Below are 16,500 nucleotides of genomic sequence, written 5' to 3' on the forward strand. Positions count from 1 at the left end.
GGTGCGATTGTTTAATTTTTGGACTGTCTTATTTTTGGACTGGTTAAAAATTAATCACATGCGACCGTCTTGGCAAGGGTAAATTCGTTGCGCGGCATTTGTGTTTTTTCAGTAATTCTAATTAAATCAATATATTGTGTGAAGTAGAACGACTTTGGCACGCCCCTTGCCTTATGGAGGGTACGAACACGAACAAAACCCTACAGGAGGTTTCATCATGAAGAAGTTTGTTATGGCGCTCGCAGTGGTTTCGGTCGTCGCCCTGGTTTCCGCCAACGCCATGGCCTGGGGCATGCACGGCTGGCAGGGCAACGGGTACGGCATGGGCTACAACGCCACCCAGGTCGACCAGAAGGCATACCAGGAATTCCAGGATTCCACTGCCGACCTGCGTGCGGCCATCCGCGCGGACCGTGCGGAGATGGCGGCCGTCATGGCCGGGCAGAATCCGGACGCCAAGCGGGTTCGCGCCCTGTCCGAGAGCATCGACAAGAACATCACGGCCGTTCAGGCCAAGGCCAAGGAACTCGGACTGCCCCAGTACGGCGCCATGGGCCCCGGCATGGGACGCGGAATGGGCCCCGGCATGGGTCACGGCATGCGCGGCGGCATGGGACGCGGCGCCATGATGGGCTATGGCCAGGGCTACGGCAACGGCTACAACTGCCCGGCCTGGTAGATCCGATTAATCCCCTAGTTCAGCGGGGGGAGAGCACCTCCCCCCGCTGAAACACGTTACGGAGAGAAAGACATGCTGCATCACAACTGGGGTTTCATGTACGGACCGGGCCATGGATGGTTCATGGGCGGCTTCGGTTCCCTCTTCGGACTGCTCCTCATCGGCCTGTTGGTGTTCCTGGTCATCCGGCTTTTCCAACGACCCGTCTCCGGTTCCAGCGCGAGGCGGGACCGGGAGGATTCCATGGAGATCCTGAAGCGCAGGTACGCCAACGGCGACATCTCCACCGAGGAATTTCGCAATATCCGCACCCAGCTGAAGGATTAGAACTGAGTCGGGGCGGGATATCCTTGCTGGTCACGCCTTTCATTCTGTTCTATTTTCTAATAAGACAGGCGCAGATTTCATACCTTGGAAGTCTGAAATTAAGCAGAAACTGGGAAGTCGCCTCTCCAACCATTCAACGCAGAGGGATCAGGATGAAAACAGCTATAACCACCACCCTGGCAGCCGTGACCCTGCTCATTGCCCTGGGCGCGCCCTCGGCACATGCGGAGACGAAAGACGCCTCGGCCGTGACGGAACCGGCCCCGGGCGACTATCTCGGCGACCGGGCCGAACTGGCCGACCTCAAGTCCTACCTCCAACTCGCCTCGGAGAACAACAACGAGCTGAGGGCCGCCTTCCACCGTTGGCAGGCCTCGGTCAAGAAGGCGCTTCGGGCCGACACGCTGCCCGATCCCCGGCTCTCCTTCGGCTACTACACCACGCCGCTGGAGACGCGCGGCGGCCCGGCGCGCTATAAATACGGGCTGTCCCAGACCCTGCCGTTCTTCGGCAAGCTCGCGGACAAGGAACGGATGGCCCTGCGCGAGGCCGACGGGTTCAAGGCCCGGTTCGACGATCTCAAGCTGAAGACCTTTTACGAAGTCAAGAATGCCTATTACGAATACGCCTACGTGGCCCGGGCCATCGACATCACCGGGGAAAACATCGAGCTGATGCAGTACCTGGAGAAGATCGCCACGGCCCGCTACACCACGGGCACGGCCAAGCATTCGGACATCATGCGTCCGCAGGTGGAGCTCGGCAAACTCGAGGACCGTCTCAACTCCCTTAGGGACCTGCAACAGCCGCTGGCCGCCCGGCTCAACGCGCTGTTGGACCGGGAACCCGGGGCGGACATTCCCGTTCCCGCCGCCGTTCCGGTCATGTCCATCAGCGACACGGACGCGTCCCTGTTCGCCCGGCTCAAGGAGTCCAGTCCGCAGCTGGCCTACTGGCAGACGGTCCAGGCCAGGGAAGAGGCGGGCGAGAGCCTGGCCAAACGCGACTACTATCCCGATTTCACCTTCGGCCTGGACGTCACCGAAGTGGACGAGGCCCGGAATCCCGGCGTGATCGGCGACGGGGAGAACCCGGTCATGGCGACCATGTCCTTCAACCTGCCCATCTGGTTCAACGCCAGGCAGGCCGCCGTGGAGGAAGGGCAGTCCAGGGTTTCGGCGGCCCGGCGCGCCCGTCTCGGCCTGGAGCGCCAACTCGAGGCCGACCTGGAACTGGCCCTCTACAAGTACCGCGACGCGGGCCGGAAGATCGATCTCTACCGGGACACGCTGGTCCCCAAGGCGGAGCAGTCCCTGGGCGTGACCATGGAGGCGTTCATGACCGGGGCGGGCACCTCCCTGGACATGATCGACGCCGAACAGACCCTGCTGGAACTGCAGCTGGCCTATTACCGGGCCCTGACCGACCAGGCCCAGCGCCTGGCCCAGATCGAGACCCTGGTGGGCACCGAACTGCCGTGCGAATTTCACGGCTCCCTGCTGAAGAAGGGCGAGTGATCCATGACCCGAATCAAGCTGGCCCTGTGCGCCGCCGTTTTGCTGGCCGCCGTCTCGATCCCATTCTGGACGGGCGTCGGGGACGGAGAGGGCGGGGCCGTCCAGAGTCTGTGCCCGATCATGGGCTTCGACATCAACCGGGACATTTTCACCGACTACCGGTCCAAGCGGATCTATTTCTGCTGTCCGTTCTGCCCGTCCGAATTCAAGAAGGACCCGGACAAGTACATGGAACAGATGCGGGACAACAACGTCCTGCCGGAAGACGCCCCGGCCTAGGCCGCGGATCGAACGACGACGGGCACAATTGCCCGTAACCACAGAGGAAGATATGAGTACATTCAGAAACCGCAGATTCGCCATGGTCATCATCCTGGTCAGCGTCGTCGCCTTTGCGGGCGGATACCTGGTCAAGGGAGCCATCGGCCCCATCGCCGACGAGGCGGTTCACGCCCCCGTGACCGAGGACCACGACCTCGAGGCCCATCTCGACGACGACGGAAACATCACCTGGACCTGCTCCATGCACCCGCAGATCCAACTGCCCGAGCCGGGCAAGTGCCCCATCTGCTTCATGGAGCTGATCCCCCTGCGGCGCACCGAAGAGGGCGGACGGGACAGCCTGCGGGAAATCTCCCTGAGCGAGAACGCCAGGAAGCTGGCGGGCATCGCCACCGAAGCGGTCCGGCGTCTGGACGTGGCCGTGGAGACGCGCATGCTCGGCAAGGTCGATTACGACGAGACCCGGGTGCGGACCATCACCGCCTGGGCCGGCGGGCGCGTGGACAAGATGTACGTGGACTACACCGGCGACACGGTCCGGCGCGGCCAGCCCATGGTTTCGGTCTACAGCCCCGAGCTGCTGACCGCCCAGGCCGAGCTGATCCAGGCGGTCAAGGCCATGCGCGACCTGAAGAACAGCAATCTCGACCTGGTCCGCGACAGCGCCGCGCGCACCGAGGACGCGGCCCGCGAGAAGCTTCGCCTCCTGGGCCTGACCAAGGCGCAGATCGACAGGGTCGCGGCCGAGGGCAAGGCGTCCGACCACATCACCCTCTACGCGCCCCAGGGCGGGGTGGTCATCCGCAAGGACGTCAACGAGGGCCAGTACGTCAAGACCGGGGCTCCCATCTATGCCATCGCAGACCTGTCCAGCCTGTGGGTCGTGCTCGAGGCTTACGAATCCGATCTTCCCTGGGTTTCCCTGGGGCAGGAGGTGGAGTTCAGGACCGAGGCGTACCCCGGCAAGGTATTCAAGGGCAAGGTCGTGTACATCGACCCCCTGGTCAACGAGAAGACGCGCACCGTCCGGGTCCGCCTGGTGGTGCCCAATAAGGACGGCAGCCTGAAGCCGGGCATGCTCGTCCGCGCCACCCAGCACAAGGACAAGACGGCCGCAAAGGGCGGGGAGTCCCCGCTGGTCATCCCGGCCTCGGCCCCGCTGATCACCGGCAAGCGCGCCGTGGTCTACGTGGCCGTGCCGGACAAGGCAGGAGCCTACGAGGGGCGCGAGATCGTGCTCGGGGCCAAGGCCGGAAACTTCTACATCGTCAAGAGCGGGCTGACCGAGGGCGAACAGGTCGTGACCAAGGGCAACTTCAAGATCGACAGCGCCGTGCAGATCGTGGCCAAGCCGAGCATGATGAACCCGTCGAGCGCCGTCGAGGGCGGCGACGACGGGGAACTGCCGTCCCTGTTCGCCTCCCAGCTGCGTCTTCTGGCGCAGTCCTTCGGGGAGCTGTCGGACGCGGTGGCCACCCGGGACCTGTCCCGGACCCATCTCGCCTTCGGCCGGTTCGACAAGGCCCTGCGCCTGATCGACGGTTCCGGTCTGGAGGGTGATTCGTCCCTGCGCTGGAAGGAATCGGCCATGTTGCTCGGCAACGACGCCATCCTCGGGGCCGAGGCCCCGGACGTCGCGAGGCTCAATGAGATATTCGCGGAGATGAAGGGCCACTACGGCGAAATGGCCGCGGCCTTCAAGGTCGCCCCGGCCCCGGCCGGTCCCTCGGTTCCGGCCGCCTTCCGGCGGCAGCTCGGCCAGGTCTTCGCGGCCTACGAGCCGCTGGCCAAGGCCCTGGCCACGGACGACGCCGAAGGGGCGCGCCAGGCCGCGTCCAAGGTCTCCGAAGCCCTCAGGCTGGTCGACGGCCAGGTCCTGGACGGCCCGTCCCATACCCTTTGGAGCGAGGCGCTCGAAGACATGACCGGCGGGCTGGAGGCCATCCGGCAGGCGGACGGCATCGACGCCGTGCGGACCGGGTTCAAGCCGCTGTCCGCAGGCCTTTCCGATGCGCTGCTCAAGTTCGGATCGGACACGGACGGTCCCCTGTACGAGATATTCTGCCCCATGGCCTTCGACTACGAGGGCGCCACCTGGGTCCAGCGCGACCAGGAGGTTAACAATCCGTACTTCGGCACGGCCATGTCCACCTGCGGCGAAATCAACAAGCAACTCAAGCGGTAGCCGGTGACCAAGATGGAACAGCATCCCCGCATCGAGGCAAAGACGCTGACGGACAAGGTCATCCGTTTCTGCCTGGAACAGAAACTGATCGTCTTCCTGCTGGTCGCCTGCGTCATGGGCTGGGGCCTGGTGGTCGCGCCGTTCGACTGGAACATCCCGGACCTGCCGCGCGACCCAGTGCCCGTGGACGCCATCCCGGACATCGGCGAGAACCAGCAGATCGTCTTCACCCAATGGATGGGCCGCTCGCCGCAGGACATGGAGGACCAGGTCACCTATCCCCTGACCGTGTCCCTGCTCGGCATCCCCGGGGTCAAGACCGTGCGCAGCTACTCCATGTTCGGCTTCTCGACCATCTACGTCATCTTCAACGAGGACGTGGACTTCTACTGGTCGCGCTCGCGCCTGCTGGAGAAGCTGAACAGCCTGCCGCCCGGCACCCTGCCGCAGGGCGTCCAGCCGACGCTGGGACCCGACGCCACCGCCCTGGGCCAGGTCTTCTGGTACACCCTGGAGGGCCGTGATCCGGACGGCAACCCCACCGGAGGGTGGGATCCGGACGAACTGCGCTCCATCCAGGACTGGTACGTGCGTTACGCGTTGCTCGGTGCCGACGGCGTCAGCGAGACCGCCTCGGTGGGCGGGTTCGTCAAGGAGTACCAGATCGACGTGGACCCGGACGCCATGCGCGCGGCCGGGGTCACCCTGGAAGACGTCTTCTCGGCCGTGAAGCAGTCCAACCTGGACGTGGGCGCGCGGACCATCGAGATCAACCGCGTGGAATACCTCATCCGGGGCATCGGGTTCGTCAAGAACCTGGGCGACGTGGAGGAGGCCGTGGTCAAGGTGACCAACAACGTGCCCATCCGGGTCAAGGACGTGGCCCGGGTCTCCCTCGGCCCGGCCCTGCGGCGCGGCATCCTGGACAAGGGCGGTGCCGAGGCCGTGGGCGGCGTGGTCGTGGTCCGCTACGGCGAGAACCCGCTTCAGGTCATCAAGAACGTCAAGGCCAGGATCGAGGCCATCTCGCCCGGCCTGCCGTCCAAGGTCCTGGCCGACGGCACGGTCTCCAAGGTGACCATCGTTCCCTTCTACGACCGCTCCGGGCTGATCAACGAGACATTGGGGACCCTGGACACGGCCCTGACCGAGGAAATCCTGATCACCATCATCGTGGTGCTCATCGCGGTCATGCACCTGCGCAGTTCCCTGCTCATCTCGTCGCTCTTGCCCATGGCCGTGATGATGTGCTTCATCGGCATGAAGATGTTCAAGGTGGACGCGAACATCGTGGCCCTGTCGGGCATCGCCATCGCCATCGGCACCATGGTCGACATGGGCATCATCATCTGCGAGAACATCCTCAAGAAATTCGAGCATGCCTCCCTGGACGAGAGCCGCATGAAGGTCATCTTCAAAGGGGCGTCCGAGGTGGGCAGCGCGATCATGACCGCGGTGGCCACGACCATCGTCAGCTTCCTGCCGGTCTTCGCCATGGACGGGCCGGAGGGCAAGCTGTTCAAGCCCCTGGCCTACACCAAGAGCTTCGCGCTCATCGCCTCGATCATCGTGGCCCTGACCGTGCTCCCGGCCATCGCGCACCTCATCTACCGACGCAAGGCGGAGGGCGCCAGGAAGCGGCTGCCCAACCACCTGGTCGACGTCCTGTACATCGTCGCGGGCCTGGCCGTGGCCGTATTCGTCAAGTGGTGGATCGGCCTGTTCCTGATCGCGCTCGGCCTGCACCGCGTCTTCGGGCATTTCCTGCCGCCGCGCGTGGAAGCCCTGTGGGGCAAGGTCGAGAACTGGGGCGTCATCACTCTGGTGGTCATCCTCCTGTCCACGCACTGGCTGCCGCTCGGGCCGGAAAAGGGCAATCTGCGCAACTTCCTGTTCGTCGCGGTGCTCATCGGCGGGCTGATGCTCTTCTTCCAGATATTCCAGAAGGGGTACGCGTCCATGCTGCGTTGGGTCCTGGACCACAAGGCGGCCTTCCTGGCCCTGCCCCTGGCGATCATTCTCCTGGGCGGATTCGCCTGGTTCGGGGCGGGCGCCATGACTTCCTGGCTGCCCGATTCGGTCCGGGCCTCGGCTCCCGTCGGCGCGCTGATGCACGTCTTCCCCGGCCTGGGCAAGGAGTTCATGCCGCCGCTGGACGAGGGCTCCTTCCTGTACATGCCCACGACCATGCCCCATGCCTCCATCGGCGAGGTGCAGGACGTGTTGTCCAAGCAGGACATGGCCATCCTGGACATCCCGGAGGTGGACACCGCCGTGGGCAAGCTCGGCCGCGCCGAGACCCCGCTGGACCCGGCCCCGCTGTCCATGATCGAAACGGTCATCAACTACAGGCCGGAGTACCTGTTGGCCGAAAACGGCAAGCGGTTGCGCTACCGGTTCGATGGCACCCAGAAGGACTACTTCCGCTCGGCCGACGGCAAGCCGCTGCCCGCCGGGGACGGATTGCCCTATCTGGTGCGGGGGCTTTACCCCCGTGACGGGCAGGGCAGACTCATCCCGGACCCGGACGGCAAGCCGTTCAGGCAATGGCGCGCGCCGCTCGACCCCGACCTGAACCCCGGGCGCGAGGCCTGGGCCGGGGTGCGCACCCCGGACGATATCTGGGACGCCATCGCCCGCGCGGCCGAGATGCCCGGCACGACCTCGGCCCCCAAGCTGCAGCCCATCGCCGCCCGCATCGTCATGCTCCAGTCCGGCATGCGCGCCCCCATGGGCATCAAGGTCAAGGGGCCGGATCTGGAGACCATCGAGCGCTTCGGCCTCAACCTGGAGCGGCTGCTCAAGGAAGTGCCGTCCATCCAGCCCGCCGCCGTGGTGGCCGACCGCATCGTGGGCAAGCCGTACATCGAGATCGTCATCAACCGCGAGGCCATCGCCCGCTACGGCATCAAGCTGAAGAGGGTCCAGGACGTCATCGAGGTGGCCGTGGGCGGCAAGATGATCTCCACCACCGTGGAAGGGCGCGAGCGCTACTCCATGCGGGTGCGCTACATGCGCGAGCTGCGCGACAACCTGGAAGGGCTGGAGAACATCCTGGTGGCCTCGCCCTCGGGCGAGCAGATTCCGCTCAAGCAGCTGGCCGAGTTGCGCTACGTGCGCGGCCCGCAGATGATCAAGAGCGAGGACACCTTCCTGGTCGGCTACGTCCTGTTCGACAAGAAGCCCGGCTTCGCCGAGGTGGACGTGGTGGACCACGCCAAGACCTACATCGACAGCAAGATCGCCTCGGGCGAGCTGACCGTGCCGCACGGCGTGTCCTACGAGTTCGCGGGCAACTACGAGAACCAGATCCGGGCCCAGAAGAAGCTGGCCATCATCCTGCCCCTGGCGCTCATGGTCATCGTGGTCATCCTCTATCTCCAGTTCAAGTCCATGGCCACGACCCTGATGGTCTTCTCGGGCATCATCGTGGCCTGGTCCGGCGGGTTCTTGATGATCTGGCTGTACGGGCAGGACTGGTTCCTGAACTTCAGCGTATTCGGCACGTACATGCGTGACCTCTTCCAGGTCCACCCGATCAACCTGAGCGTGGCCATCTGGGTCGGCTTCCTGGCCCTGTTCGGTATCGCCTCGGACGACGGCGTGATCATGGCCACCTATCTGGACGAAAGCCGGGAGAGCCGGGACACGGGCAGCATCCAGGCCATCCGCAAGGCCATCCTCGAAGGGGCGCAGCGGCGCATCCGTCCGGCGCTGATGACCTCGGCCACCACCATCCTGGCCCTGATTCCGGTGCTGACCTCCACCGGGCGCGGCGCGGACATCATGGTCCCCATGGCCATCCCGTCGTTCGGCGGCATGACCATCGCCATCCTGACCGTGTTCGTGGTCCCGACCCTGTACTGCCTGGTGGAGGAGCTCCGGTTCAAGCGGGACAACAAAAGTCAACTTCCTGAGACTGTTCAGGATTAACCTAAAAACAATACAACCGTATTACAAAAGGAGACACCAATGAAAAAGACCACCACCCTCGCCGTCGCCCTGGCCCTGACCCTGCTGTTCAGCGGGCTGTCCTTTGCCATGGACATGAACCACGGCGACATGAACCATGGCGACATGAAGGCCGGGGACATGTCGGCCCCCGAGAGCATGAAGGCCATGCAGGGTAACCTGGACATGATGAAGATGGACGTCGCGGCCATGAAGGACCCGGCCGCGCGTCAGGAGGCCATGAAGGCCATGAACGGCCACATGGCCGACATGCATCACGGCATGGCCGGCATGGAGGCGCACGCCAAGAAGTCCGGCGACCACAAGATGGAGGCCTCCATGAAGCAGATGAACAAGGACATGATGACCACCATGAAGGGCATGGGCATGATGAAGAAGGATGCCGACAAGGGCATGTCCATGATGAACGAGGGTCTGGACAAGATGGAAAAGACCATGATGCAGATGAAGGGCATGATGTAGCTCGCGAAAGGGCCGAAGGCGTTGTCCGCCTTCGGCCCTTTTCGGAAATGTCTTGTCGGGCGGGGAGTGCCCCGCATGCCGGAAACGGCGACGGCTCGTCCCGGTCGGGGCGGGCCTTTTTCATGCCCTTGCCCGGGCCTGCCGCCTATTTCGGCGTGTACACGAACAGGATCACCGGCTGCACTCCGTATTCGTCGTCGGCCTGCAGCCCCAGGTCCAGGAGCTGGGACATGGCGGCCTTGGCGTCGTCCTCGCTGGGCAGCAGGAAGTGGATGGGGTGGCGGTCGTTTTTGGCGTCGCGGTCCGAGCCCTTTTCCTCGATGCCGACGAACCAGGCGTCAAACCCGCCGCCGTGGTGGTTGATGTGGCGGACCGCCTGCGCGATCACGGCTTCCTTGGACTTGGTGTCGTGGAGATTGCTCATGGCGACGCTTCTATAATTTTATCCGGGCGGAGGCAATGCGCGGACAGGACTTTCCGCCGGGCGGCGGCCGGTCATGCGCATGGGGAGCGGGACTTTTCTCAGGCTATTTGAAGGCGTCGGCCGAAAGCCCGTACCGGTTCAGCATGTTCTGGACCGCCACGCGCGACAGGCCGGACAGCCGCGCGGCCCGGGAGATGTTGCCCCCGGACAGGGTCATGGCCTCGCGGACGTAGTCCTGGGTGAAGGAATCCATCACCAGCCCCTTGGCCTCCTTGAACGGAGGCAGCTCGCCTTCCCGCCCCAGGGGGGCGAGACAAACGGTGCCGGGCAACAGGTCCCGCTGGGGCTGGGCGTTACCGAAGACCGCGAGCTTGCGCATGGCGTTCTGGAGTTCGCGGATGTTGCCGTGCCACGGCCTGGCCGCGAGTCCGGCCAGAGTGGCGGCGGAGATGTCCTTGTCCGGCAAGCCGAGCTCGGCGCAGGCCTTGAGCAGGAAGTAGCGGGCCAGAAGCGGGATGTCCCCCGGGCGCTCCCTGAGCGGGGGCAGGGTCAGGGTGAGCACGTTGAGCCGGTGGTACAGGTCCTCGCGGAAGGTCCTGTCCGCGATGCGCGCGGCGAGGTCCTGGTTGGTGGAGGCGATGATGCGCACGTCCACCTTGCGCGATTCGTCCGAGCCCACCGGGCGTATCTCCCCCTCCTGCAGGACCCGCAGCAGCTTGGCCTGGGTCTCCATGGGGATGTCGCCGATCTCGTCCAGCAGGATGGTGCCCGTATGCGCCTTGACGAACAGCCCGTCCCGATTCTGCTCCGCGCCGCTGAACGCGCCCTTGACGTGGCCGAAAAGTTCGCTCTCCAGCAGGTTTTCGGGGATGGCCGTGCAGTTGAGAGTGATGAACGGCCTGTCCGCGCGCGGGCTCAGTTCCCTGATCATGGCGGCGGCCAGTTCCTTGCCCGTGCCGGACTCGCCCAGGATGAGCACGTTGTAGTCTGTCTGGGCCACGGCCTGGATGGACTGCTTGAGGCGCTGCATGACCGGGCTCTCGCCGATCAGCTTGTCCTTGTGCCGTTCCAGCTGGTCGCGGAGCCGCCGGTTCTCGTCGAGCAGGCGGCTGCGTTCGAGCCCGTTGGCCACCACCCGGAACACGTCCTCCGGTTCGGTGGGCTTGGTCAGAAAATCGTAGGCCCCGGCCTTGAGCGCGTCCACGGCGGTCTCGATGGTGCCGTGAGCGGTCAGCATCACCGCCGACAGGGACGGGGATCTCTCCAGGGCCTCCCGGAGCAGGGTCAGCCCGTCCATGCCCGGCATCTGCAGATCGGTGATCATCACGTTGACCGGGGTATCCTTGAGGAGTTCCAGGGCCTGTTCGCCCGATTCGGCCACGTGGACGTCGACCCCGTCGAACTCGCCCAGGATCAACCGTCCGAGCCCCCTGGCGAAATCGGTCTGGTCGTCGACGACCAATACATGCATGGTTCTCGTGTCGATCATGTCGCTTCCGTCCCGGCCACGGGGAAACGCAGGGTGAACCGCGCTCCGCCGGTATTCTGGTTGTCCGCCATGACGCTCCCGCCCAGGTCGCTCATGAATCCGAAGACGATGGACAGCCCCAGCCCCGACCCCTTGTTCACCTCCTTGGTGGTGTAAAAGGGGTCGAAGATGAACTTGTGGTCCTTTTCGGCGATGCCGGGCCCGTTGTCGCAGACCGTGACCACCACCTCCTCGGCCAGGGTGTCGTAGGCCGTCCTGATGTCGATCCTGCCGTCCCTGTCCGGGATGGCGTCCAGGGCGTTGATGATCAGGTTGGCCATGATGTGCTCCAGGGCCTGGGTGTCCACCGGCACCGGGGGAACCTCCCCGGCGGTGTCCGCTGACAGGGTCGCGTGCTGGCTCTCGGCCTGGACCCGGAAAACGTCCACCAGCGAGCCGATGACCTCGGGCAGGGACACGGTCCCGTCGTTGCCGACCTTGGGACGGGCGAAGCTGAGCAGGTTCTTGAGCACGTTCTGGGCCTGCCTCGTGTGCTTGACGATGACGTCGACGTCCTCGCCGGTCTGGCCTTCGGGCAGCCCTTTTTTGAGCAGCTTGGCATAGCACAGGATGACACCCAGCGGGTTGTTGATCTCGTGAGCCAGGCCGGAGGCGAGCTTGCCCACGGTGGCCAGCTTCTCGGCCTGGGTCATGTGCGCGAGCATCCGTTTCTGCTGCGTGGTCTCGTGGACGTAGACCGCCGCTTGGCTGTTGCGTGAGCCCCCGGATTCGGCCACGGGGTAGATGCTCAGGGCAAAGGAACGGCCGTTGGGCAGGGAGACCTCCCTGGAGATGACCTCATTGAGGTTGAGGGACTTGGAGATGTCGCAGTCGTTGTCCCCGCTGACGTTGGCGCAGAGCAGGCTGATGATGTTGCCGTCCTGGACCATGCCCTCGGACAGGTCCAGGCCGAGCCGGCGCGCGGCCTCGTTGACCACCACGGGGTTGCCGGACTCGTCCACCAGCAGCAGCGGTTCGGTGATGCCCTCGAAGATGGCGTGCATGTTGGCGTTGTTCCGGACGATGGAGTCCAGGGCCATGATGTTGTCCGCGGCGATGCCCAGCTGGCGGCCCAGGGCCTGGAAAACCTCGCCGTCCTGTTCGGCGAAGGCGCTGCCGGACCTGTGGTACAGGCAGAGCAGCCCCTCGGCGTTGCCCACCGAGGATTCCACCGGGATGAACGCCCGGTCTTTCTCGATGTGCGGCATGGAATCCGTGAGCAGCTTGACCCAGTTGTCCGGGAGGTCGGGCGGCACGTCCGAGTGCGGCCAGGAGTAGTGGCGCTTGGAGTAGAAGGTGCAGACGTAGACCGCACGCTCCAGGCCGAACCGCTCGACGATGTGCGGCAGGGTGGCCTCCCACAGCTCGTGCCGGGAGCCGCTTTTGCTCGACCCGGCCAGCAGGCGGACGAACAGGCGCACGTCCGCGGAGCGCGCCTCGGCCTGCTCGGCAAGCTTTTCCGTCCTTTCCTCGACCATGACCTCCAGGTCGTTGGTATAGCGTTGCAGCTGCTCGCGGGTTTCATAGAGGTAGTCGCCGAGCTTTTCGATGCCGGAGATCATCTGGCCGATCTCGTCGCCCTTTTCCAGCTCCCGCACGAGCTCCACGCCCTTGTCGTCGCTGAAGTTGCGCCTGAAGCTGGCGGTGAGCAGGCGGACATTGTTGGCCACGATGCGCTTGAAGATGATGTTCGTGGCTCCCAGGTAGATGAGGGCCGCGATGGCGAAGACCGCCAGGTAGCTCATGATCGTGTCCTGCATGTGGGCCACCGAGGCGGAGACCGGCAGGCCGACGGAGTCCACGCCGCCGATGCTGTTCTCGATGTGGCCGAACCCCCGGTCGCCGTACAGGGCGAGCACCTGCTCCGGGGCGTCCCCGGGCTTGCCGTGGCAGTGCAGGCAGCTCTTGGCGAAGACCACGGGGCGGGCCATGACGAAGTGCTCGATGCCGTCTATGTCGGTGAATCCCTGCCAGACCTTCTTGTCCGGGTGGGCGCGGAAATATTCCACCAGGTCCCGCTCCCGGCGGTCGGCCTCGAACTTCGGATTGCGCGCGCCTATGGCCACCCGCCGGTAGAGGTGCCTGGTGGGGCTGTGCTCGGCCACGCCGTCCATGATGTTGCGGGAGATGAAGGACGAGGACATGGCCTCGATGATGAAGGTGTCGTCTAGGACGTCGTACATGCGCGGCCGCAGGACCCGGCGGACGTACTGCTGGACCGCATCCACCTGGGCCAGGACCATGGCGGCCTTGTCCTCGACCTCGCGTTCGAGCACCTGGCGCATGTGGTACGAGAAACCGGCCAGGAGCAGACCGCCGATGGCGACGGAGGTCATTATCAGGCCGATCAGAAATTTGCTCTGGAGTGAGTACGGTCTGGGAAGCTTCATGGTTTTGTAGTCGACTATCAGAGATGAAACAGGTTCCCGTCAAGGTTTCCTTGACGGTACTTTCCATCAAACCGTATGGTTTCTACAGGGTGGAAAAGGAGGCTCCGCCCGGGGGAGTAACGGTATGAACGATACGCTGCTGTTCGGAGCGGCCCTGTTCGTGGGGATGGCCACGGCGGACATGTTTGTCCGGGCGTGGACCGGCGTGCTGCGTTCCGTGGCTCTGGCGGTGCTTTTCTTTCGCGGGCGGATATCGGGAGAGGTCCTGTTCATCCGCCTGAACACGACCATCCCGTTGATCCTCCTGTGCGGCATGACCCTGATCGCCGTCTTCTTTCTCTACTTCCGCTCCTACGGCCTGGGCCGAAGCGAACTCGAGCAGCTCGGCTATTTCCTTGCCGCCGTCCCGCGCACCGTCTGCTACCTCATGGGGTTGAACCGGCGTATAGAAGCCATGTTCGACCCCCGGGACGGGATGTAACCCGGCCCCGGCAGGTCTACTGGTCCGCGGGCGCGCCCGTTGCCGAACCCACGCCGGGCGTGGGCCCCGGGCCGTGCGGCATGTATTCGATGGTCGAGCGGGCGTTGTGGTCCGCGTGGCCGACGATCTCCAGGTCGGTGTAATAGAACATGCCGGTGTCGATGTTTTCCCGCACGATGAAGTCGCCCAGCGTCCGGAAGTCCTGGGACGCGTTGACCAGCATGGGCCCGGCCACATAGGTGAACACCCAGATGGCGGCGCAGACCGAGACCAGGGCCAGGATGCGCTGGGTGAGGCTGCGGTTTTCCATATCTTGCTCCTTGGGGTGAGGGGGGCCGAGGCTCGGCCCCCCTCGGGGTTCTTGGGGGTGGAGGTGGTTAGATCTTGGACGTGATGTCGGGGAAGACCACGTAGAACATCAGGTAGGCCATGGCCAGGGTCAGGCACAGGTTCAGGGACTGGCCGCAGACGTACAGGATGAGCGGCTTGCCGCCCTTGAAGTAGTGCTTCAGCTCCCGGAAGTTGGTGGCCAGGCCGATGGCCGCGAAGGAAAGGCAGAAGAACCAGCCGCGGAACAGGCGGGAGAAGCCGCGCAGCACGCCCTGGTCGATCATGGTGAAGCCCGCGTCCGAGCCCAGGGACGAGTAGGCGATGGAGAAGATCACCGAGGCGACCAGGAAGCCGAGCACGAACTTGGGGAAGCGGTGCCAGATTTCCATGGCCCCGACCTTCTGGCCCTCGACGCAGTCCACCTTGGTGCACCAGTAGATGGCGATGCCGAAGGCGGTCACGCCGATGAGCACGTTCTGGATCATCTTGATGGTCGCGGCCACGTACAGGGCCTTTTCGGACAGGAACGCGCCGGCCGCGGCCACCGCGCCGGTGGCGTCGATGGTGCCGCCCATCCAGGCGCCGCCCAGGATGTAGGGCATGCCCGTGGCTTTGATGATCGCGGGCATGACCACCATCATGATGGAGGTGAAGACCAGGGACAGGCCGATGGCCAGGGTCAGCTCCTCCTTCTTGGCCTTGCACGCGGCGGCCGCGGCGATGGCGGCCGAGGTGCCGCATACGGACATGTCGGCGGAGATGGTCATGTTCAGGGTCTTGGAAGGCATCTTGATGACCTTCTGGCCGAAGATGAAGGTGGAGATGAGCACCACCGGGGTGACCACCCAGGCCACGAAGATACCGGGAATGCCGATGGCCACGATCTTGTTGAAGAGCACCTCGGCGCCCAGGAGCACCAGGCCGGTCTTGATGAAGAACTCGACCTGCAGGGCCTTCTTGGCCCATCCGGGCGTGCCGATGGTATTGGAGATGATCAGGCCGATGGCGATGGCCCAGGCGGCGTAGCCGATGCCGTACTGCTTCATGGTCGCCTGTCCGGACATGACGTAGGAGAGCACCGCCACGGCGAAGACCAGGATGAAGCCCTTGAGGAACTTGGCGCTGCTGCCGTCGATGAAGTGCATGCCGATGGCGAAGATCACGCCGAAGCCGATGAACAGGCCGATCAGGCCGGGGAACAGGTTATACGGCTTGTTGGAGATCTTCTTTTTGGCCGAGGATTCCTTGGAACGCAGCTTCAGCCAGTGCTCGATGGCGTTGGACGCCTCGGCGTTCAGCCCGGCGTTCTGGAAGCCCGCCGCCTCGGCCTTGGTCTGGGCGGCCAGCGCGGCCCCCTTGCCCTCGGCTGCGGCCGCCTTGGCCGCCTCGTACTTGGGCATGCCCTTGGCGTTCTTGGCGTCGGCCTGGGCCTGGGTCTGCATGAAGGCGTTGAGCGGGTTGGTGGACCACGACTTGGGGTGGGCCATCAGGTTCGCGATGCTCTTGCCGATGGGCTGGCTCTTGGCCTTGATCTTTTCCTTGGCCGTCTGGGCCTCGTACCAGGCCACGGTCTTGAACGGGGCGCGTTGCGCCTCGGCGGTCATGACGGCGTTGGCCTCGGCGAATTTCTCCTGCATGCCGGCGGGCTCGTTGTTGAAATAGATGAAGGCACCGACAATGAGGATGACAAAACCGAGCCAGATGGCCCAGTAATCCTCTTTCTTCCAGAGATCGGACCACGAAGACTTCGCCTGATCGACGACGACTTCGGAGTTCTTCTCGACAACTTGTTCAGCCATTCTCACAATCCTCCAAAAAAGTTACTCACAGGGGCGGATCGCCAGGACGGGCCGCCCGGCCACACTCGTTTTTTCCCATTGAGCAAGGAGTGGGCCATGTTTGTCGGGAAGGATTGTTCCTTGA

The 16,500-nt window shown here is 64.3% G+C and carries 13 protein-coding genes; 8 read left to right on the forward strand and 5 right to left on the reverse strand.

The window, feature by feature from the left end; genetic code table 11:
• The first annotated feature begins 217 nt into the window (after positions 1 to 217).
• From BerOc1_RS16630 to BerOc1_RS16660, 7 genes are all read left to right on the forward strand, one after another.
• Positions 218 to 679, forward strand: a complete 462-nt coding sequence (locus BerOc1_RS16630) for a periplasmic heavy metal sensor (RefSeq protein ID WP_071546880.1) — start codon at positions 218 to 220, stop codon at positions 677 to 679.
• 72 nt (positions 680 to 751) lie between these two features.
• On the forward strand, positions 752 to 1,006 hold the full coding sequence (locus BerOc1_RS16635) for an SHOCT domain-containing protein (protein WP_071546881.1): 255 nt from the start codon (positions 752 to 754) through the stop codon (positions 1,004 to 1,006).
• 152 nt (positions 1,007 to 1,158) lie between these two features.
• Positions 1,159 to 2,523, forward strand: a complete 1,365-nt coding sequence (locus BerOc1_RS16640; RefSeq protein WP_071546882.1) for a TolC family protein — start codon at positions 1,159 to 1,161, stop codon at positions 2,521 to 2,523.
• A gap of 3 nt (positions 2,524 to 2,526) precedes the next feature.
• Complete coding sequence (locus tag BerOc1_RS19175) at positions 2,527 to 2,802, forward strand: hypothetical protein (RefSeq protein ID WP_071546883.1); 276 nt, start codon at positions 2,527 to 2,529, stop codon at positions 2,800 to 2,802.
• Positions 2,803 to 2,854: 52 nt separating this feature from the next.
• Positions 2,855 to 4,990, forward strand: a complete 2,136-nt coding sequence (locus BerOc1_RS16650) for an efflux RND transporter periplasmic adaptor subunit (RefSeq protein WP_071546884.1) — start codon at positions 2,855 to 2,857, stop codon at positions 4,988 to 4,990.
• 12 nt (positions 4,991 to 5,002) lie between these two features.
• Entirely contained in the window at positions 5,003 to 8,923 is a 3,921-nt protein-coding gene (locus BerOc1_RS16655) for an efflux RND transporter permease subunit (RefSeq protein ID WP_071547168.1), read from the forward strand.
• Between the two features lie 39 nt (positions 8,924 to 8,962).
• Complete coding sequence (locus BerOc1_RS16660; protein WP_071546885.1) at positions 8,963 to 9,424, forward strand: hypothetical protein; 462 nt, start codon at positions 8,963 to 8,965, stop codon at positions 9,422 to 9,424.
• 145 nt (positions 9,425 to 9,569) lie between these two features.
• Here BerOc1_RS16660 and BerOc1_RS16665 read toward each other — a convergent pair whose 3' ends face one another.
• The 3 genes from BerOc1_RS16665 to BerOc1_RS16675 form a co-directional block, all read right to left on the reverse strand.
• Positions 9,570 to 9,848 (reverse strand): hypothetical protein, encoded by a 279-nt coding sequence (locus tag BerOc1_RS16665; protein WP_071546886.1) that lies wholly within the window; start codon positions 9,846 to 9,848, stop codon positions 9,570 to 9,572.
• A gap of 103 nt (positions 9,849 to 9,951) precedes the next feature.
• Entirely contained in the window at positions 9,952 to 11,337 is a 1,386-nt protein-coding gene (locus BerOc1_RS16670) for a sigma-54-dependent transcriptional regulator (RefSeq protein ID WP_071546887.1), read from the reverse strand.
• A complete protein-coding gene (locus tag BerOc1_RS16675; RefSeq protein ID WP_071546888.1) occupies positions 11,334 to 13,766 on the reverse strand; it encodes a c-type heme family protein in 2,433 nt (810 codons plus the stop codon). The genes BerOc1_RS16670 and BerOc1_RS16675 overlap by 4 nt, the downstream gene beginning before the upstream one ends.
• 124 nt (positions 13,767 to 13,890) lie before the next feature.
• On the opposite strand from BerOc1_RS16675, the gene BerOc1_RS16680 reads away from it, so the two are divergent.
• Positions 13,891 to 14,247, forward strand: a complete 357-nt coding sequence (locus tag BerOc1_RS16680) for a hypothetical protein (protein WP_071546889.1) — start codon at positions 13,891 to 13,893, stop codon at positions 14,245 to 14,247.
• Between the two features lie 16 nt (positions 14,248 to 14,263).
• On the opposite strand, the gene BerOc1_RS16685 is transcribed toward BerOc1_RS16680, so the two are convergent.
• Together BerOc1_RS16685 and BerOc1_RS16690 are read right to left on the reverse strand one after the other, a co-directional pair.
• Positions 14,264 to 14,557: a hypothetical protein gene (locus tag BerOc1_RS16685; protein WP_071546890.1), complete on the reverse strand. Its 294-nt coding sequence runs from the start codon at positions 14,555 to 14,557 to the stop codon at positions 14,264 to 14,266.
• A 67-nt stretch (positions 14,558 to 14,624) separates the two neighbouring features.
• Positions 14,625 to 16,376, reverse strand: coding sequence for a YeiH family protein (locus BerOc1_RS16690; protein ID WP_071546891.1), 1,752 nt, complete (start codon positions 16,374 to 16,376; stop codon positions 14,625 to 14,627).
• Positions 16,377 to 16,500 lie beyond the last annotated feature (124 nt).

Source organism: Pseudodesulfovibrio hydrargyri (assembly GCF_001874525.1).
Classification (GTDB): domain Bacteria; phylum Desulfobacterota; class Desulfovibrionia; order Desulfovibrionales; family Desulfovibrionaceae; genus Pseudodesulfovibrio; species Pseudodesulfovibrio hydrargyri.